This is a genomic window from Singulisphaera chitinilytica, from assembly GCF_049331405.1.
Taxonomy (GTDB): domain Bacteria; phylum Planctomycetota; class Planctomycetia; order Isosphaerales; family Isosphaeraceae; genus PoT.
This window is the reverse complement of record NZ_CP186274.1, coordinates 6,480,037-6,499,485: the sequence shown is the minus strand read 5'-3', so window position 1 is coordinate 6,499,485 and position 19,449 is coordinate 6,480,037. Positions and strand designations below refer to the sequence as shown.

At 66.5% G+C, this 19,449-nt stretch carries 11 protein-coding genes; 4 read left to right on the top strand and 7 right to left on the bottom strand.

The window, feature by feature from the left end:
* Positions 1-51 precede the first annotated feature (51 nt).
* Positions 52-4,194, bottom strand: a complete 4,143-nt coding sequence (locus ACOYYX_RS25710; RefSeq protein ID WP_422925000.1) for an AsmA-like C-terminal region-containing protein — start codon at positions 4,192-4,194, stop codon at positions 52-54.
* A gap of 334 nt (positions 4,195-4,528) precedes the next feature.
* Here ACOYYX_RS25710 and ACOYYX_RS25705 point away from each other — a divergent pair, with 334 nt between their 5' ends.
* Positions 4,529-5,347, top strand: coding sequence for an FkbM family methyltransferase (locus ACOYYX_RS25705; RefSeq protein WP_422924998.1), 819 nt, complete (start codon positions 4,529-4,531; stop codon positions 5,345-5,347).
* Between the two features lie 43 nt (positions 5,348-5,390).
* On the opposite strand, the gene ACOYYX_RS25700 is transcribed toward ACOYYX_RS25705, so the two are convergent.
* From ACOYYX_RS25700 to ACOYYX_RS25690, 3 genes are all read right to left on the bottom strand, one after another.
* Complete coding sequence (locus tag ACOYYX_RS25700) at positions 5,391-6,662, bottom strand: glycosyltransferase family 4 protein (RefSeq protein ID WP_422924996.1); 1,272 nt, start codon at positions 6,660-6,662, stop codon at positions 5,391-5,393.
* Positions 6,663-6,852: 190 nt separating this feature from the next.
* Entirely contained in the window at positions 6,853-8,448 is a 1,596-nt protein-coding gene (locus tag ACOYYX_RS25695; protein WP_422924994.1) for an ArnT family glycosyltransferase, read from the bottom strand.
* Positions 8,449-8,490: 42 nt separating this feature from the next.
* Positions 8,491-9,513: a glycosyltransferase family 2 protein gene (locus ACOYYX_RS25690; protein ID WP_422924992.1), complete on the bottom strand. Its 1,023-nt coding sequence runs from the start codon at positions 9,511-9,513 to the stop codon at positions 8,491-8,493.
* Positions 9,514-9,792: 279 nt separating this feature from the next.
* On the opposite strand from ACOYYX_RS25690, the gene ACOYYX_RS25685 reads away from it, so the two are divergent.
* Positions 9,793-10,875, top strand: coding sequence for an exopolysaccharide biosynthesis polyprenyl glycosylphosphotransferase (locus ACOYYX_RS25685; RefSeq protein WP_422924990.1), 1,083 nt, complete (start codon positions 9,793-9,795; stop codon positions 10,873-10,875).
* Positions 10,872-11,879, top strand: a complete 1,008-nt coding sequence (locus ACOYYX_RS25680; RefSeq protein WP_422924988.1) for a glycosyltransferase family 2 protein — start codon at positions 10,872-10,874, stop codon at positions 11,877-11,879. Before ACOYYX_RS25685 ends, ACOYYX_RS25680 begins: the two co-directional genes overlap by 4 nt.
* 209 nt (positions 11,880-12,088) lie before the next feature.
* Here ACOYYX_RS25680 and ACOYYX_RS25675 read toward each other — a convergent pair whose 3' ends face one another.
* From ACOYYX_RS25675 to ACOYYX_RS25665, 3 genes are all read right to left on the bottom strand, one after another.
* A complete protein-coding gene (locus ACOYYX_RS25675) occupies positions 12,089-13,357 on the bottom strand; it encodes an efflux RND transporter periplasmic adaptor subunit (protein WP_422924986.1) in 1,269 nt (422 codons plus the stop codon).
* A 4-nt stretch (positions 13,358-13,361) separates the two neighbouring features.
* Positions 13,362-16,631: an efflux RND transporter permease subunit gene (locus ACOYYX_RS25670; RefSeq protein WP_422924985.1), complete on the bottom strand. Its 3,270-nt coding sequence runs from the start codon at positions 16,629-16,631 to the stop codon at positions 13,362-13,364.
* Between the two features lie 108 nt (positions 16,632-16,739).
* A complete protein-coding gene (locus ACOYYX_RS25665) occupies positions 16,740-17,390 on the bottom strand; it encodes a TetR family transcriptional regulator C-terminal domain-containing protein (RefSeq protein ID WP_422924983.1) in 651 nt (216 codons plus the stop codon).
* Between the two features lie 304 nt (positions 17,391-17,694).
* Here ACOYYX_RS25665 and ACOYYX_RS25660 point away from each other — a divergent pair, with 304 nt between their 5' ends.
* Entirely contained in the window at positions 17,695-19,227 is a 1,533-nt protein-coding gene (locus ACOYYX_RS25660) for a TAXI family TRAP transporter solute-binding subunit (RefSeq protein ID WP_422924981.1), read from the top strand.
* The last annotated feature ends 222 nt before the right edge of the window (positions 19,228-19,449 follow it).

Sequence of the window (19,449 nt, the reverse complement as noted above, 5' to 3'; positions counted from 1 at the left end):
CGCGCCGACGCGATCGTCCGGTTGTTGAAATGGAGCCGGCGAGGCCCCCTCTTACTTGACGAATCCGAGGGGCAGCTTCAGGACGCCGGAGAAGAATCCGACGGCCGCGTTGGCGACGGGGACCGACGAATCGAGCGCCGCCGTGGGGTTCTTGACCGTCCCCGAGACGCGGAGCTTGAGCAGGCGGTTCGAGAGGTAATTGGCCACCTGGAGGCTCGCCTGGTCGCGACGGCCGATGGTGTCGCGCAGGCCGGGGATCAGCGAGACGAGGGCCTGGCCGGTCTCCGGGATGATCTGGTTGGTGTTGATCAACACTTCGAGATTCAACTGCTGGTCGAAGCCCACGGTCCCCGTGGCGTGCAGTTGCACGAGCCGACCCTGGAGCGAGAGCGACTCGACGATGAGCTGGCCGTTCGCGATGGTGCCGGAGAGGTCGCCGTCCTCGAACAGCCCCCCCTTCGCCGCGCCCAGGAAGCGGTCGATCTCGCGGAAGACCGGGATGTTCAGCAACGACGCGTCGTCGAGGTCGAGGTCAACCTTGCCTCGATAGCGATGGGGGGCGGTGGGATCGGGCCCCGAGAGCGTGATCCGGCCGTTGATCCGACCCGAGGAGGCCTTGGCCGCGTCGGAGTTGATCCTGGCGAGGGTCTGCAGGTCGACGCCGTTGAGCTGGACCTGGCCCTGGAACGTCCTGTCGCGACCGATCCGGAAATTCGCCTCGCCGCGGATCTGCCCCCCCGCGAGCCGGACCGAGGCCTGTCGGATGTGGACGGTCCCCAGGCTGGCGTCGGGAGCATAGGAGAGCTCGGCCGGGATATGCAGGTTGCTGACGGGCACCCCCGCGAGCCTGGCGTCGGTGAGCTGGACGTCCCCCGAGGCTGAGAAAGCCTTCTCGAGCCCGCCGCTGAGCCGGATGGTGGCGATCCCCGTCGCGTTCTGGGCCAGTTCGGGCCAGGGGGCGAGGAGCTGGCGGAGCACGGCCCGATCGATCCGCACGCGAAACCCGCCGCGAGGGGCCTCGGTGGGATTATACGTCCCCCAGGCGACGCCGCTCGCCGCCCCCCCCAGGACCGCCCCGCTGATCGGATCGACGCGCACGCTCGAGGGCGAGATGTCGACGATCCCGCGGAGCTGCCCCAGACCCAGCTTGCGAGCCCAGGCCAGGTCGCGGAACTCGACGATGCCCCTGGCCCAGAGCCCCTTGTCCGCGCCCGAGAACACCTGGCGGATGTTGGCGTTGAGGGCGCCTCGGCCCGAGAGCGGATCGAAGGCGCCGGCCGTCCCCAGGAGCTTCCAGATCGGCTGGAGGTGGAAGCCGACGAATCGAAGCTCGCCGGTGGGGGCGATCTGCGCGGCCCCGTCCTGCGAGAAGTTCAGCGGGAAGTCGCCGAAGAACTTCACCTTGCCGCCGAGGCTGTCGGCGGTGACCTCATACTTGACTACGTTCTCCTGGACCTTGACGACGACGTTCAGCTTCTCGGCGGAGAGGCCCTGGACCGTCAGGTCGGGGGAGTTGAGTTTGACGTCGGCGTCGAGCTTCTTCGCCTGCGGCTGGAGGACGAAGCCGATGCGGCCGTCCGCCTTGCCCGAGAGCTTCAGGTCGAGGCTGGGCGCGGCCTCCGTCAGCTTGGCCGTGTCGACCCCCGCGATCGTCACCGAGCCCTCGACCGGCTTGTCGAGCGAGATCGGCACCCTGGCCTCGGCGGTGATCTGGCCGCCGAAGGGCTTCGCGCTCACGTCGGAGATCACGATCGCGTTGTCCTCGGTCTTCCAGCGGAAGGGGACCGAGGAGAGGGGGATCGCGCCGACCTGGAAGTCGGCGACTTGCCCCTGTCCCAGTGTCTCGAGCACCGACGGATTCATCGTCCCCTTGGCCTCGGCGTGGACGGTGAGGACGCCCGAGACGGACGTCGGCACCGAGAGCGCGGGGAGCAGGCCGCTCAGCTTCGCGAGGTCCCAGCCGGCGACGTCGAGGTTGCCGTTGTACGCATAAGGAGCCGCCAGCCCGATCTCGGCCTTCCCGTTCAAGGGCTTGTCGGCGAGCCTGGCCTCGAGCCTCGGGACGCTCAGGCGCGAATCCTTGAGCCCGAAGTCGAACGAGACGCGATCCAGCGACGTCGCCTGATAGGTGAGCCTGACGCTCTCGGCCTTGCCCGATGCCGACCACGAGGCCGGGTCGGTCGCGGTGCTCAGGTTCGTGTCGGCCGAGAGCTGGAGGGTCAGCTTGCCGGAGGCCGGCGTGGGCCTCGGCAGGACGGGGGCGGCCAGCTCGCCGACTGGCAGCTCATTCCCCTCGACGGCGACCGTCAGCTTGCCCAGCGGGGCGACCTCGGCGCGGAGGTCGCAGCGGAAGCCGCCGGAGGGCAGGGGGCCTTCGGTCGGGATCGCCGCGGCCTGGGTCGGCGGCGGGGGGTTGTCGGGCCCGCCGTCGGGGCGGTCGACCAGCACGCCCCGGAGCTTCTTCAGCTCGAGGACCCCTTCCGTGAGGTCGATCCGGGCGGTCAGGAGCCCGAAGTCGACCTTGTCGATCGACGCCCCCTTGAGCGTCAAGTCTCCATGAAATGCATATGTCTTCACGTCCCTGATCGTCCCCAGGGGGACTGTCGCGTCGGCCTTGATGGAGAGCTTGCCCGTGATCGGGATCGGCAAGGGGAGTCCGACGAGGGCTTGCGCCTTGACGATCAGTTGCTGGACATCCACGTCCTCGAGCTCGATCTGCGTGGAGATCGACTTCGGCAGGTGGAAGCCCCCGAATTTGGGCTTGGACGCCTTGGGCGCGGGTTCATCCGTCTTGGCCTCAGGCTGGGGCTGTGACTGCGGAGGCTCGGGCTGCGGTCGGGCCTGCTGCGGCGGATCCTGGGCCTCGGCGATGAAGGCCGTGCGGATCACCTGGACGGCTCCTGTGATAGCCGGGCCTGCGGACGACACCGACGCGATCGAATCGTCGCGCGAGGGCCGGCGATCGCTCGAGGTCCCCGGATTCTTGGCGTCGAACTGGAGGTCGGAGCCCTCGGCGTGCATGGCGAGCTTGAGGGACTTCACCGGGATGCCCTGCACGGTGCCCCCCTCGACGACGGCCTCTCCCGAGGATCCGGAGAGGTCGACGCCCGCCGGGTCGAGCGAGGCCCGGAGCGCCACCTTGCCCGTCAGCTTGCCGGTGATCTCCGCCTCTTTCAGTTGCCAGGACGGGGGCGTCTTGACGACGTCGATGCCGATCATGGTCAGGTCGAGCGCCACCTGCGGCGGAGTCTTGCCGAAGTCGAGCGAGCCATTCGCCTCGACCTGGCCGCCGAGGGCCTGGCCTCGGGCCGACTCGAGGCGGAGCACGCCGTCGTCGACGCGGATCGTCCCCTGGGTCTGCGTCGTCTCGAGGTCCATGCTCGGGAACTTCGCGGACGATTCGAGGAGCTTGACGACCGTCTTCGTATGCAGCACGGGGACCGGGTTCGTCTCCCAATCGAGTTCCACCGAGAGGTCGACCGAGCCCTGCGGCGCGACGTGCTCGAAGGCTTCCTTAGGGATGAAGACGACGCGGGTCATCCGCTCCGGGTCGGTGATGATGCGCTTGCCGGTGAAGATGATCTTGCCCTGCGTCGAGGCGGAGAGCTCGATGTCGCCGGTCGAGTTCCAGTTCCCCCAGTAGGGGTCGCGCGCCTCGCCGACGAGCTTGAGGGTCTTGCCGTCGGCGTCGGGGGCGAGGGTGGCCTCGACGCCCGAGACGACCATGTCGACGGGGCGATCCTCGCGGCGGAAGGTGATCCGGGCCTGGGAGGTCTCGATGCTCGGGAGCGTGCCCGAGACGCCGCCATCCCCCTTGACCTTCGGCAGGTTGAGGAAGTGCCCCTCGCGATCGAGCCGGAAGGTCACGCGAGGGGCCGTCACCTTCACCTTGCCCGGCGTGAACCGGCCGCGGAGCAGGCCGCCGAGGGTCAAGTCGGTGCCGACTTTCTCGACCGTGAGCCAGACCGGGGAGTCGAGCGCGGCCCCCTCGTGGAGGGTCAGCCCGCGCACGCCGGCCGACGTGCCGTTGAGCCACCAGCCACGGATCGTGACCTTGCCATCGAGCCTCGATTGGATCTCCTGGACGATCACCGCGGGGATCACCCAGAAGTAGACGCAGCCCAGCGCCACGGCGATCAGGGCGAGCCCGATCCCCGCGAGCTTCGCAAGCTTCGACCTGGATGGTAATCGCATGTTGCGTGGTCCCTCCCAACGCGCCAACGTGACGAATGTCGTGGCCGCGCTATCGCGAGGCTGCAAATGTCTTACCGATCTCGAGATAACCTCGAGACTCGACGCCCCAAGGTGGGATCGGCGAATCCCGTCCGCACACGTTCCCCAAACTCGGGTCGAACCCAAGGCCGATCGTCGAATGGTCCGGTCATTCCTGGATTTCCGGCCGAAGAACAAAGCCGGAAGCATGGCCTACTGGGCTTCCGGAGGATTGAAGAAACCTGTATCGTTTTTCCGACTCGGGGGAATCCGATCCTTCCGAACCAAGTCGAGATTGGTCAGACAAGGAGGTCTGATGAGTCATCCCTTCGTTTTCCGGCCGGGTTCGACCGACGAGCAAGTCTTCGGCGGGGTCATCTACGGCAACGAATACCGCCTGCCCGACGCGTTCGGGCCCGACGACATCGTCCTCGACATCGGTGCACATATCGGCAGCTTCTGCTTCGCGGCACTCGAGCGGGGCGCCAACCACGTCCACGGCTTCGAGCCATTCTCGAAAAATTATGACTGCGCGAGTCAGAACCTCGCCAGTTACCAAGGGCGCGTCACCCTCTATAATCAGGCGGTCTGGCGATCCGACCGGGTCGTGAAGACCCTCTCATTCACGTCATTCGAAGGCGAGAATGAGTCGGCGGGGCACGTGATCGACGCCAATCGCGGCGAGCCCGTCGAGGCGGTCTCCTTCGACGAGGTCGTGCTCCGGCTCACCGAGAACGGCAAGAAGCGGATAAGGCTGATGAAGATCGACTGCGAGGGGTCGGAGTTCCCGATCCTCTTCACGTCGAAGACCCTTCACCTGATCGATAGCATCACGGGCGAATATCACAACTTCGCGGACAACTACGACTACGGTCCGGGCGAAGACCACTTCTTCCACAAGATGCCCGAGCACGCGAAGGTAGAAGGGCACGACCGCTACATCCACGAGGACATCGCGGCCAAGCTGAGAGAGTCGGGCTTCGACGTCGAGACGATCCCTTGCCCGCACATCCCCACGATCGCGGGCTGGTTCCACGCCTCGAGGCCACAGGCCGCGGTCAAGCCGATCGAGGGTTCCGGAAAGCCCTGGAAGAACCTGATCCTCAAGTTCCGCCGATTCCGCCAGAGCGCCTGATCGGCGCCTGGCGGCCGATAGAACACCCCGCGCCGGGATGGGGCTATGCGACGTCCTTCATCCCCGGCGCCCGCCTCCGACGACGGCTGATGGCCAGTTGCGTCTGGGCGTAGAGGGTGCGGAAGCGATCATCCCAGGTGAATCCCCGGGCGATCCCCTCCCTGCCGGCTTCACCCACGGTCCTCGCGTGCTCGGGGTCGTCGACGTAGCGAGCCAGGGCTTGAGACAGCTCGTCGACGGCTCCGAACGGGACGAGCAGGCCATTCTGCTCATGCTTGACGACCTCGGGGACGCCCCCCGCGTCGGCGGCGACCACGGGCAGGCCGTTGGCCCAGGCCTCGAGGAAGACGATCCCGTAGGAGTCTGTGCGAGAGGGCATCGAGAAGACGTCCATCGCCGCGAAAAGATTTGCTCGGTCTTCGGTACTCAGCGTGCCCGTCACGATCAGCCAGCTCGGGATGCCGCCGGGGTACTCGGCCAGGAACTGCTCGAAGTGCGGCGAGCTGGCCCCGGCCATGACGAGCCGGATCGGCTGATCCGCGCGGGTCTCGTTCAAACGCGCGACCGCGTGGACGAGGTCGATGCTCCCCTTGTTGGGGTCGAGCGTGGCCAGGTGGCCGACGACCCTGGCGTCGGCCGGGATCGAGAGCCGGTTGCGGAACCCTTCGCGATCGCCGCCGGTCACGGCCTCGTGCTCGACGGCCATGCCCATGGTGAGGATCCGGTCCCTCGGCACTTTCCAGCCGTTGATGACGCTCGCCTCACGCTCGGTCGGGACGACCACGAGGTCCGCCTCGCGCAGAAGTCGCCTCTGGTGCGACTTGGTGTAGCCCCGATTCACGGGGTCGCCGGGGGTCGACAGGTGGAGGAAGGGGGTCAGGATCAGGGGGGCCCCGGAGGATCTCGCCAGCCTGAGCGCGGCGTAAGAGAAGACCGTGTAGGGGAAGGCGACGGCGAAGACGGCGTCATACTCCCCCCTGATCTCATTCAGGCTCGGCAATATCGGCATATAAGAGGCCGTGCGGCATCGCGTCGGCCAGTGCGGGGCGTAGCTCGCGAGCTTGCCGAAATAGCGCTGGAGCGGGAAGTGGCGCACGGGGAGCCGCTCGACGCGGGCACCATCGACCCTGGAGACGCGGGGGGCGTCGACCTGCTTGCGCGTCGGGTCGGTGAAGTACCAGAGGTCGTGCGCATTCGTGGTGAAGACGTCGGCCTCATGCCCCGTCTCCACGAACCGACGAACCATGGCCCGGCCATAGTTCTCGGAGCCCCCGATGCAGGGATAATAGCGATGCGAGAACCAGGCAATGCGCATCGGCGATCTACCTCCTTGTTGCGAGTCGACGCATCCGGGGCCTGGCCCCGGGCATCGTCTCGCAGCCCCGCCGGTGTCGCAGACCCCATCCTTGGGGAAGACCGGCCGGGCTTCGATCGCTCGAGGGAGACCCCGCGATGAGGATCTCCCTCGAATTCACAAGTGCGTCGCCGCACTTCTTGTCAACGTTTTAGCGCTTCAAGGGCTCGGACGGTCCACCGGCCCTGGTCGGCGGGGCCGGCTTGGCGGCGACCGCCTCGGGTTTGGGCATCGAGCGGTCGTAGATCCGGAGCTGGATCTGCTTCGGCGCGGCGTGCGGGGGGATGACCATGATCGGCTCGCGATTGCCGATCAGTTCCTTGACGAGGGGGATGTAGTTCCATCGGCCGCGGAGGTGGGCCCCCCGGACGACGACCCATCGGGTGTTCGGATCCCAGCGGGCGTCGTGGATGTCGGCGAATTGCAGGCCGGGCTTGTCGCTGAAGTAGAGGGCCCAGTTCGTCAGGTCGAGGACCTTGCCGGGCTTGTCCGCCGTCTCCTGCGCGAGCCAGTCTCCCGCGTCGCGATAGGCGGCGAAGCTGCCGCCGAACGGCGTCATCGCCTTGACGTGGGGCGTCACCACGAGGGCCGCCAGCACGACCGCCCAGACCGCCGGCCCGAGCTTGAACCGCTCCTCGCCGCGCCCGAACCACTTGCCCGGGATCACGACCGATTGCATCAGCCAGCTCAGCCCGTTGGCCGCGGCCATCGTCAGCAGCAGGCAGGGGATCATCGCATGCCTGACCGTGCAATAACCGCCGGTCGCGTGCAGGCGGATCAGCCCAACCGCCGAGGCCGCGAGCATGATCGTCAGGAAGAGCCAGACCTGGGCGCGCGACGACCAGGGCCGTACCGCGAAGATCCCGAGCACGGCCGCCGCCAGCAAGGGGGTCGAGACCGACGTGCGCACGACCTTCCACATCCGGCGCGTCGACTGGCGATATGTCTCCAGGACCGTCTGATCGGCCGAGAGGGGGCGCTCACGCTCGAGCGCCTGCGGGGCCGAGGCGGGCGTGGTCCCGATCAGCCTGGCGATCGAGGGCTTCGTCCCGAGGCCTCCCTTTGAAGCGATGTAAGGCCCGACCAGGAGCAAGGGGCCGATGACCATGAACCCGACCGCCGCCCACCAGCGAGGCCAATGGATCCGGGTACTCCAGTGCAGGGGGAGCAGCAGCAGGGTAACCACCAGCGTCAGGGGGAGCAGGAGCCCTTCCGGCCTCGCGAGGTAGGCGACTGCGCCGAAGGCGATCGTGAGTGGGAGCCAGAGGAACTTGCCCTCACGCAGGAAGCGCAGGGCCGCCCAGAGGCCCATGGTCCAGAAGAAGAGGAACGTCGACTCGCTCAGGACGTTGATCACCACGAACGCGAGTATCGGGTTCGCGATGAATAAGAGCGTCCCGAGCCAGGCGGCCGTCGGCCCGAACATCTCCAGGCCGAGCATATAAAGGGGAATCACCAGCAGGACGCAGCTCGCGATGGCGACGACCTGGGCGGCGCGCTGCCACGAGACCGGGCCCTCGCCGCCGAAGATCCGGTGGACGGTGGCGATCGCGATCGGGTGGACCGGGTGGTCGACCGACCGTACCAGGCCTTCCGACCACGCCCCCTTCTCGATCCGTTCGGCCTGCTTGATATAGCGGAGGCCGTCGGCGAACGTCACTTCGGAGTGATAGTTCAACCACGTAAACAGGAACGTCGCGCCGGCCATCAAGAGCCCGACGCGAATCCCGTGTTGAATCAGCGACACGCCGGTCCGTCCTTTCGTGGTTGGTGGGCAGACGCCGAATCATTAGCGCCCACGCCGCGTCCCTGCCGAGATGATCGTCGCCGGTTTCGTTGCAGGCTCCGATTCGGGTTCGCTGTCGGGCTCCGAGATGGACTCGGCCAGCATCAACACTTCGCGACCCCGGGGCTCGACGCCGGCGAGGATGGCCTGGGCCACCCGCGCGATCATCCGCCACGCTCTGAGTTCTTCGGCCTTCCCTAGCATCCGACACGTCAAGGCTCGCACCGCCGCCTCGGCCTTGACGACCCCGGCGAGCGTGCGAAATTGCCATTCTGGCAAGTGTTTGCGGAAATAAAGCAGCTTGCTGTGCCTGGTGATGACCCGCATCTTGGAGGAAATCGCCCGATTTTGCAAGGGATGTAGGTGGATCACCTCCACGCTCGGGTCGTATTCGACCCGCCATCCCAGGTTCTTCGAGGCGCGACAGAGGGCCACTTCTTCGTAATAGAGGAAGAAGTCTTCATCCATCCCGCCGACCGACTCCAGCATCCGACCGTTCATCAGGACGCAGGCCCCGGTCAACCAATCGACCGGTCCGGCCTGGATTCGCCAACCGGGCTGGTAATTCCTCCGGGATCGGGGTATCAACTGCTCCCAGACCGTCCGGACCAGGTTGGGGAAGGCTCCGACCGAGGGCTGGGGGCTGCCGTCCGAGTTTCTAAGTCCGAACCCGATGATCCCGGGCGCGTCCCGGGGATTCTCCGCGAAGTGTCGCGCCCTGGCCACGATCGGGCCGAGGCGTCCTTCGGGGATCACGATGTCCGGGTTCAGGACGAGGATCCAGGGGCTGTTCGAAGCCTTCCAGCCCGCGTTGACCCCGACGGAAAAGCCGCCGTTATCCGGCCTCAGGACGAGGCGGACCCTCGGTTCGAGCCGCGGCAGTTCGGGAGGGACCTCGCCCCTGGAGGCATTGTCGACGACGACGACCTCGCAGTCACCCCGGGCCACCTCGGGAGTCTCGGCCAGTCCGAGCACGAGGCGGCGGACGTCTGGCCAACTGTTGTAGTTGACGATGACGACCGTCACCCACGGTTTTCCCCCGGCATGAGGGGCCTCGATCGTGTGCCCGTTCGAATCCACGCAATCGACCCCACCGGTATCTGGATGCGGAAGAGCTTCGATAAGTTTATCGAAAATACTCAAACAATGCGTCGGTTCGGTCGATGGAAGAGCTTGAGTCATTTCTCGGGGAAGCCTGCCATGGAAGGCCAGATGACTCCGGGAGACCGATTGGGGGCGTGCCGGGCTCGGGCCCGGATTGGCTCGCGTCCCTGGTCCCGAGACCGAGGGATCGGTTGGGAACCCATGAACAATCCTCTTGAACTCACCGGAAGGGTACGGCGCCTGAGCCGTCCTGCGACCGGACGCGTCTTGATCGTGGGGGCTCGTCGGGACAGTCGCCGCCTGGCTCGGAGCCTGGGGCAAGGCCCCTGGGCGGGCCTACCGGTCGTCGGTTTCATCGACGCCGGGCACACGCGCGACTCCGGGGGGATCGGGCGCGGCCGCCAGCTCGCCGTCCACTCCCAGAACAACCCCGTCCCCGTGCTCGGCGGCATCGACCGGCTCGACGAGCTCGTCGACCGCTCCCGCGCCACGCACGTGGTCATCGCCCTCTCCGGACGCCCCGCCTCTCGCCTGCGACGGCGGATCGCCCTCCTCAACAACCCCGACGTGGCCGTCCACTGGATCAACCGGGACGCCGGCGGCGTCGACGTCCTCCAGAACGACAGCACGCTCGCAGGGCCGGCCCCCGCCTGGCCGATCCAGTGGGACCGGCTCGCCAAGCGAGCCTCCGACGTCGTCGGCGCGGGCATCGGCCTGTTCCTGCTCTCGCCGCTCTTCGCGGTCGTGTCGATCGCCATCCTGATCAGCGCCGGCAGGCCGATCTTCTATCGGCAGGTCCGCGTGGGCAAGGGCGGTCAGACGTTCGGCATGTTCAAGTTTCGGAGCATGAGGCGCGACGCCGAGGGGAACACGGGCCCCATCTGGGCCTCCAACCACGACGCCCGCTGCACCAAGGTCGGCGCATGGCTGCGGCGAACCAATATCGACGAGCTTCCCCAGCTTTTCAACGTGCTCAAGGGGGAGATGAGCCTCGTCGGGCCCCGCCCCGAGCGCCCGGTCTTCGTCGAGCAGTTCCGCGAGACCGTGCCCGACTACGACCTCCGCCACGCCGTCCCCGGCGGCATGACCGGCTGGGCCCAGGTCCACGGCTGGCGAGGCCGCACGTCGCTCCGCAAGCGGATCCAGTACGACCTCGACTACATCCAGCGTTGGTCGTTCCTGCTCGACTTCCGGATCCTGCTGATGACGATCCAGCACGTCGCCTGGGGCAAGATCTCCTGGAAAGGGGCGGCCCCGGCACGAAGGCCGGAGTCGGCTCGATGACGCACCCGGTCTGCTCGGTCGTCATCCCGACCTATAACGGGCGGGCGCTGCTGGAAATCTGCCTCGCCAGCATCCAGCGACATCTGCCGAGAGACCTAGCCGTCGAGGTCGTCGTCGCCGACGACGCCTCGACCGACGGCACCGCCCAGTGGATCGCCGACACTCACCCCTGGGTGCGGTACGTCCGCCTCGAGCAAAACGGCGGCTTCTGCGCGTCGTCCAATGCCGGGATCGCGGCCGCGCGAGGCGAATTCATCCAGCTCCTGAACAATGACACCGAGGTGACCGCAGGCTGGATCGAGGCGGGGCTCGCCCCGTTCTCCGACCCGCAGGTCGGCTCGGTCGCGCCTTTAGTGCTGGTCCGTTCCGACCCCTCCCGCGTCGACTCCGCCGGCGACAGCTACGCGATCGTCGGCTGGCCGAGCAAGCGAGGGCACGGCGAGCCTTCGAGCCTCTGGGAAGAGCATCCCTCCGGACCCGTCTTCGGCGCCAGCGGCTCGAGCGCCTTCTACCGGGCCGACGTGCTTCGCGCCGTCGGCGCCTATGACCCATCATTCGGGTCGTATTATGAAGACGTCGACCTCGCCTTTCGCCTGCGATGGGCGGGGTACTCGTGCGTCTACGCACCGACCTCGCGGATCCTGCACGAGGTCTCGGCCAGCTATGACCACGGCCGCCCCGCGCTCCAGCGCCGGATGTCGCGGAACGCCGAGATCCTCTTCTGGACCGACCTGCCGCTCAGATGGCTCTGCGCGGCGATGCTGCCGCACCTGGCCTTCGTGTCGGCCCAGGGCTTGTGGCGACTCCTCCGCGGCCGGGCCAAACCGTTCCTGATGGGCAAGCTCGACGCCATTCGCGAGGTCCCCTCGTTCCGTCGCCGTCGAGCCGTCCGCAACGACCTCGCCCGCTCGGCCCTCGGCCGCCCTCACTTCCCGATCAAGCTCGGGCTCCTCGACGACGCCCGCAACCACCTCAAGCGGCCCAAAGAGGCTTCGAGCCGCTGACCCCCTCGCCAGCGGCATACCCCGGGACATCTCCAGACGATCACCTGCTAGCGTGAATCGTGTCCGCGCACGATTACGATTCACGCGGGATCACAATTCACGGCTATTGTCATATTGAAACACGAAAGGGAGAGTCGGACCATCGCCCCGAGATGGAGTCTCGGGGCGAAAGCCGCTCTCCCTGTACGCGATCGTTCCCCGGGCGAGGCTCAGCCCTGAGCTGGGGCCGCGGGCATCGGCGTGGCCTCGACCTTCACGCCCTCGGCGAGGTTCTCGGTGGGATTGAGGATGAGACGCTCGTTGCCGGAGAGGCCCTGGAGGATCTCCACTTCCTTGCCGTAGTCGCGGCCGAGCTGCACGTTCTGATAACGCAGCGACTCGGTCTGATCGACGACCGCGACGCGCGTGCCCAGAGTGTTGATGACGAGGGTCGTCGCGGGGACGAGCAGGGGGCGTCCGCCGGCGTCGTCGAAGCGCACCTTCACGTACATGCCCGAGTACAAGGCCCCGTCGGGATTGGGCAGGAGGATCTCGGTCAGGAGCGTCCTCGACGCCGTGTCGATGGCCCCCGCGGTGCGCTCGACCTTGCCGACGAACACGCGGTTGGGATACTCGCGGACGAGCACCTCGACCGTCTGCCCGGTCTTGATGTGCGTGACGTTCGCCTGGGGCACGCTGGCGTAGACCTTCAGGCGGTCGGTCTGTGAGATCCGGAACAGGGGCCGGGCCATCCCGACGCTGATGAGGTCGCCGAGATAGATGTTCCTCGCGGTGATCGTCCCGCTATAAGGCGCGTAGATCTTCTGGAACTTCTGGAGCTCGGCCAGCCGGTGGGAGCTCGCTTCCTTGGCGGCGATGTCGGCCTCGGCCGTCGCGACGCTCGCCTCGGCGAACTTGTACTCGGCGGAGTTCTGGTCGAGCACCTGCTGGGTCTCGGCCCCGCGTGCCATGAGCATCTGGGTGCGGCGGAGGGTGATCCGGGCCAGGTCGAGCCGGGAGAGGGCGAGGTCGCGATTGGCCTTCGACTGCAGCAAGGTGGCCTGGGCCTGCTTCAGCTCCTGATCGAGCTCGGGGGTGTCGATCTCGGCGAGCAGGGCGCCCGCTTCGACCTTGTCGCCGATGTCCACGAGGTACTTCTTCAGGTATCCGTCGGTTCGGGCGAAGATATCCGTCTCCTGGAACGGCTTGATGTCGGCCGGCAGGGTCAGGTCGGCCGGCTTGTCGCGGTGGAACGGGATCGCCACGTTCACGCGGGGCCGGCTCTCCATGGCCTTGGTCGTCTCCGCGAACAGCGACGCGCGCTGCTCACGTTTGGGCGTGATGCCCAGGTAATAGAGTCCCGCCATCGAGGAGCCGCCGAGGAGGATGACGGCCAGGGCGGGCAGGACTCGGGCCTTCCTGCGAGCGGGCGCAGGCTGCTCGACGAGGACGCGGTGTCCTTTGTGCTCGGATTCCGAGACGAGATTCGCCGTGGTCACGGGATCAATCCTCCTCCGACTGGAATTTCGGCGGCGTCCGCCGAAGTAGGCTGTAGATGACGGGGACGAAGAACAGGGTGGCGAAGGTCGCCACGGTCAGGCCGCCGATCACCGCGCGGCCGAGGGGGGCATTCTGCTCGCCGCCCTCGCCCACGCCCAGCGACATGGGCAGCATGCCGATGATCATGGCGAGGGCCGTCATCACGACGGGGCGGAGCCGGGTCCTGCCCGCGGCGAGCGCCGCCGTCAGGGCGTCGTCACCCACGAGCCGTCGGCTATTGGCGAACGTCACCATCAAGATGCTGTTCGCCGTCGCGACGCCGATGCACATGATCGCCCCCATCAGCGAGGGGACGCTCAACGTCGTCTGCGTCACGAAGAGCATCCAGATGATGCCCGAGATCGCCCCCGGCAAGGCCCAGAGGATGATGAACGGGTCGAGCCACGACTGGAAGTTCACGACCATCAAGAGATAAACCAGCATCACCGCGAAGACCAGGCCGAAGGCCAGGCCTCGGAACGACGACTGCATGCTCTCCACCTGGCCGCGGACCGTCAGCTTCGAGCCCTTGGGTAGCTTGGTCCGCAGGCCGGTCGCGGGGTCGACGGGCCCGGCGATCTCGTCGATCACCTTGTAGAGGTCATTCGCCACGGCTCCGAGGTCGCGCCCCTGGACGCCCGCGAAGACGTCGTAGACGGGCTGGACGTTGTAGTGGCTCACGCTCGCCGGCGACTGCCCGCGCTCGACGTCCGCCACGTTCGTCAGGAGCTGCGCCGAGTCCATCGACGCGTTCGGGGCGATGATCGGCGTGTTCCTCAGGGCCTCGACCGAGTCGATGAGGTGCTGAGGCGTCTGCACGGCCACCGGGTAGTTCACGCCGTTGCGGGGGTCGATCCAGTAGTTGGGAGCCGCCTGGCCGCTCGAGCTGAGCGAGACGAGGAGGCTGTTCGCCACGTCGCGCTGGGTCATCCCGACGCGCTCGGCCCGGGTCCGGTCCACGTTGATCTGGAGCTTGGGCGAGTCGACGATCTGGTGGACCCGGACGTCGACGGCCCCGGGGATCTTGGCGACTTCCTTCTCGATCCGGCGGGCGATCTTGTAGTTCTCGTCCCGGCGGTTGCCGCTGATCTGGACGTCGATCGGGGCCGCCAGGCCGAAGTTGAGGATCTGCCCGACGATGTCGGCCGGCTGGAAGGCGAACGAGGCCTCGGGCAGGTCGTGCGTCAGCGTCTTGCGGAGCTTGTCCACGTATTCGGGCGTCGGGTGATGTTCCTTCGTCAGGGCGATGAGCATCTCGCCGTCGGCCGCCCCGATGGTCGACGAGTCGCCATACGCGAGGTTGATGCCGTTGGACGGCAGCCCGATGTTGTTGAGGATCGTCTTCACCTCGTCCTTGGGGATGACCTCGCGGACGATCGACTCGATCCTCGCGAAGAGGCGTTCGGTCTCCTCGAGCCGCGTGCCCGACGGGGCCCGCACGTGCATCCGGATCTGGCCGGCGTCGACCGTCGGGAAGAAGTCCTGGCCGAGCTCCTTGAAGAGCAGCGACGTCCCGCCGACGAAGATCGCGAACGCCAGGCAGACGAAACCGCGATTCTCGAGGGCCCAGGAGAGCATCCAGGTATAGACGTTCCGGAACTTCTCGAACTGATGATTGAAGGCCCGGTGGATCCGCCAGAAGATGTCCCCCTTGGCCGGGGGCTTCGGCAGGCCGTTCTCGTCGAGCTCCGGCTCGTAGTCGACGTGGATCCCTTCCTCCTCGAGCTCGTGGGCGTTCTGGCGATACAGCTCGACCTCCTTGCCGAGGAGGTAGTTGATCATCGTCGGCACGAGCGTACGGGAGAGGAAGTACGAGGCCATCATCGCGAAGACGACCGCCATGCCGAGCGGCGTGAACAGCGACTGGGCCGCACCCGAGAGGAACGAGACGGGGATGAACACGATGCAGATGGCGAGCGTCGAGACGAACGCCGGCACGGCGATCTGCTCGGCACCGTCGAGGATCGCCCGCTTGAGCGGCTTGCCCATCGCGAGGTTCCGGTGGATGTTCTCGATCTCGACCGTCGCGTCATCGACGAGGATGCCGACCGCCAGGGCCATGCCGCCCAGGGTCATCGTGTTGATCGTGTGCCCGAGGGCCGCCAGGATCAGGATCGAGATCATGATCGACAGCGGGATCGAGATCGTGACGATCAGGGTGCTCCGCCAACTCCCCAGGAAGAGGAGGATCATCAACCCCGTCAGGAAGGCGGCGATGGCGGCCTCGTGCAGCACCCCCTCGATCGACGACTCCACGAAGACCGACTGGTCGAAGAGGAAGTCGGTCTGCAAGGCGTCGGGCAAGCTCCCTCGAATCAGGGGCATCGCCGCCTTGACGCGGGCGACCACGTCGATCGTCGACGCCGCCCCCGACTTCAGGATCGTCAGCAGGCTGCCACGCTTGCCGTCCTTGTTCACGATGTTCGTCTGCACCGCCGCACCGTCTCGTACGTGGGCGACGTCGCGTATATGGATCGTCGCGCTCCCGACGTGCTTGATCGGCAGGTCGTTGAGGGCCTCGATCACATCGGGGGAGCTATTGATCTGCACCTGATAATCGCGGGGGCCGATCTTCGCCGAGCCCGCCGGCAAGATCAGGTTCTGGGCGTTGATGGCGAGCGAGACGTCGGATGGGGATAAATTGTTGGCGTAGAGGGCCTCGGGGTCGAGGTCGACCATCACCTGACGCGGCTTGCCGCCGAGCGGCAGGGGGACCTGGGCCCCTTGCACGGTCGCGAGCTGGGTCCGGATGAAGTTCTGGGCGAGGTCGTAGGACTGTTGCTCGGAGATCCCCTCGCCGCCGATGCCCATCTGCAAGATCGGCACGTTCGAAGCGCTGAACCGCACGATGAACGGCGGCGTGATGCCCGGCGGGAGGACTCGCAACACGGCGTTGCTGATCGCGTTGACCTGCGCCACCCCCGCCTCGATCTTCGCCCCCGGCTGGAAGAAGACCTTGATGACGCTCACGCCGACGAGCGACTGGGACTCGATGTGCTCGATGTCGTTGACCGTCGTGGTCATCGCCCGCTCGTGGATCGTGACGATCCGCTTCTCCATCTCGTCCGGCGACATGCCGGGGTAGGTCCATACCACCGCGACGACCGGGATGTTGATCTCCGGGAAGATGTCGACCGGCATGCGGGTGAGCGTCACGCCGCAGAGCACGACGATCAGCATCGACATCACCACGAACGTATACGGCCGGCGCAGTGCTAGCTTGACGATCCACATGGGGGTTTTGCAGACCTTCCTCTGGGTGATCGGCACCGGCGGCAATGGGGGGACCGCCCGCGTACGTCACGCCTTACATGGAGACTTGTCGACACGATTCGGTTCGGCTCAACGCCGAGGGCAAGGCTCTGGCAGGGAGGCAGCGTCGGTGGGAGAGGTTTTCAAGACGGTCTCGAACATCAGGAACAGGAAGTCTTCCAACGGTTCAAAATTCTTGGCAACTTTCATGCGAAGCACGGCGCCTTCCCAGCTATTCAGGCAGAAGCCGGCCAGGCGATCGGCGTCGAAGTCGGCCCGCAGGCCGCCCGCCTTCTGTGCCTCGCGCAGGCAGCACGCGATCTTCCTGCGGTATTCGACCAGCACCTCTTCGAGCCGCATGCGGAAGGCCTCGCTCTGGTCGGCCAGCTCCTGACCGAGGTTGCCGAAGAGGCAGCCCTTGCGATACCCGAGCGATTGATGCCGGCGGCAGGCCTCTTCGAAGAAGCGGCGGAGCCGTTCGAGGGGGGGGTAATCCTCGTCATTCAGATGATCGGCCAAATTCGTCAGCCGGTACTCGGCATAGTAATCGACGACCTGGAGCCCGAAATCTTCCTTGCTCTTGAAGAAGTGGTAAAACGAACCTTTATGAACTCCCACCGACTTGAGGATCTCGTCAATCCCGCATTGGTTGTAGCCCTTCTCCAGGATGAGGGAGACGCCGGCCGCCAGGAGGTCGGTCCGCGTCGTCACAGAAGCTCGGGCGACTCGTTCTGCGCTCATGCGAACATAGTAGACCGGTTGGTCAAGTGGTCAAGAGGGGCACCGAACCGAGCCGCCACGACGGCCCCGAAAATCCACGTTTGTCCATAGCTACGAAAAGACTTATGTCGGCTCGCTTGCGGGCGGTCCGGGGCCTTCGAATCGTAAATTTCGGTCGCTCGGCGACGAATCACCTCGCAGACTCGCTCACAGGTTCCGCCTCGAATAGACTGGGCGAGATGGTGTGAGTGGGATTGAGCGGATGCGCGGGGTTGCCGACGTCCGGCATTTCCCGACGCCCGGACGGCCTCGAGGGCGTTTGCCGATGGTTGTGAAGAAACGACTCCGGAAAATCGGCCGCGAATGGCTGGCGGCCACGCTCGGGGTCACGGCGCTGGCGATCGCGGTCGGCGTCTACTTCAACGAGAGCCGGCCCAGGGCCGCTCGCCTCTCGATCAGCGCGGGGAGCGTCCAGGGGCTCCGGCATCAGATCGCCGAGCGGCTCGCCTCCGACGCCCTCCGGCGAGGGCTCAGGCTCAAGGTGGTCGGCACGTCGGGGTCGTCGGAGACCCTCGACCGGGTCGAGGCCGGGCTCATCGACCTCGGGCTGGTGCAGGGGGGCCTGGCCACGACCCGGCGCCGCCACGTCCGGCAGGTCGCCACGCTCCACGTCGAGCCGCTCCACCTCCTCGTGAAGGAGGAGCTGTACGAGGCCGTCACCAGGAGCCTCGAGGCCCTCCGGGGCAAGACGGTGAACCTCAGCGACCCCGGCAGCGGCACGTATAGCCTCTCCAGCGAGGTCCTGAAGTTCGCCGGCCTGAGCCCTCGGGTCGATGGCGGAGATGGAGATTACCTCATCTCCACCCTCACATATCGCGAGCTCGAGGCGATCCGGGATGAGGGCAAGCTGCCAGACGCCATCTTCATGGTCTCGGCCCTGCCGTCGCCGGTAGCCCGGAGCCTGATCGCCCGGCACCATTACCGGCTCGTCCCCCTCTCGTTCGGCGAGGCATTCACGCTCGACGTGCTCCACGACGCGATCCCGGGCTTCGACTCGGCCGCCGAGAATCACGACGTGGAGAAGGCCCACGTCACCATGACCGAGATCCCCGCGTTCACGTACAGCATCATGCCCGCGGTGCCCCCGAACGCCACGCCGACCCTCGGCACGAGGCTCCTGCTCGTCGCCCGCGAGGACGCGGATCCGAACGCGGTCGAGCGGATCATCGAGACGGTCTTCTCGCCGGCCTTCGCCCAGCTCGCGCGGCCGCCGCTCGACATCAAGCTCATGGACCAGCCCCCCGAGTTCGAGTGGCACCAGGGGAGCTTGCAGTACCTCGAGCACAACAAGCCGCTCATCGCCGGGGACATCGTCGACTTCATGGAGAAGGGGACGAGCCTGGTCGGCGCCCTCCTCGGCGGCCTCTTCTTCCTCTGGCAGTGGTGGAAGCAGCGCTACCGCCGCAAGCAGGAGCTCGGCTTCGAGGCGTATATGCTCAAGGTCACCTCGATCGAGCGCAGGGCCCTCGAGCTCGAGATCGGCGCGAGGCTCGACCTCAAGGAGCTCCTCCACCTCCAGACCGCGCTCAGCGAGCTCAAGAGCGAGGCCCTTGAGAAGTTCGCCGAGGGGGACCTCGAAGGAGAGGAGCTCATCTCCGGCTTCGTCAGCCACGTCAACGACGCGCGGACCTATTTGACCCGCCTGATCCTCCACGAGCGCGAACGGCTTGAGAAGCAGGCCCGACACGAGAAGCGATCGGCCCGGGCCCTCTGGCAAGAAGTCGTGGGCGACTTCCCCAATCCCCACTCCGACAATCCGACCGATCACCCTGCATCCATCGAAGACCTCGGCCCTTGAGATCGAGATCCATTCCCATCCCTTCTGCCGATAATCGCTCTCCACCGGAAGGGGTAATGCGAAGCCGAAAACCTACGCTGCAGGGCCGAATCGCCCTGCGCCGAGGCTTGCGCCTATTCCGAGTCGGCCACTTGACATGGTATCGATCCGGTCGCAATACTGCTCACATCGCCGAGACTGAGTCTCAATTCCAGGTGATCCTCGATCGACCTGGAATCTCCC

Coding starts and splice junctions, on each gene's coding strand:
- ACOYYX_RS25710 (WP_422925000.1), bottom strand. CDS start 4,194: ATGCGATTACCATCCAGGTCGAAGCTTGCGAAGCTCGCGGGGATCGGG.
- ACOYYX_RS25705 (WP_422924998.1), top strand. CDS start 4,529: ATGAGTCATCCCTTCGTTTTCCGGCCGGGTTCGACCGACGAGCAAGTC.
- ACOYYX_RS25700 (WP_422924996.1), bottom strand. CDS start 6,662: ATGCGCATTGCCTGGTTCTCGCATCGCTATTATCCCTGCATCGGGGGC.
- ACOYYX_RS25685 (WP_422924990.1), top strand. CDS start 9,793: ATGAACAATCCTCTTGAACTCACCGGAAGGGTACGGCGCCTGAGCCGT.
- ACOYYX_RS25680 (WP_422924988.1), top strand. CDS start 10,872: ATGACGCACCCGGTCTGCTCGGTCGTCATCCCGACCTATAACGGGCGG.
- ACOYYX_RS25670 (WP_422924985.1), bottom strand. CDS start 16,631: ATGTGGATCGTCAAGCTAGCACTGCGCCGGCCGTATACGTTCGTGGTG.
- ACOYYX_RS25665 (WP_422924983.1), bottom strand. CDS start 17,390: ATGAGCGCAGAACGAGTCGCCCGAGCTTCTGTGACGACGCGGACCGAC.
- ACOYYX_RS25660 (WP_422924981.1), top strand. CDS start 17,695: ATGGTTGTGAAGAAACGACTCCGGAAAATCGGCCGCGAATGGCTGGCG.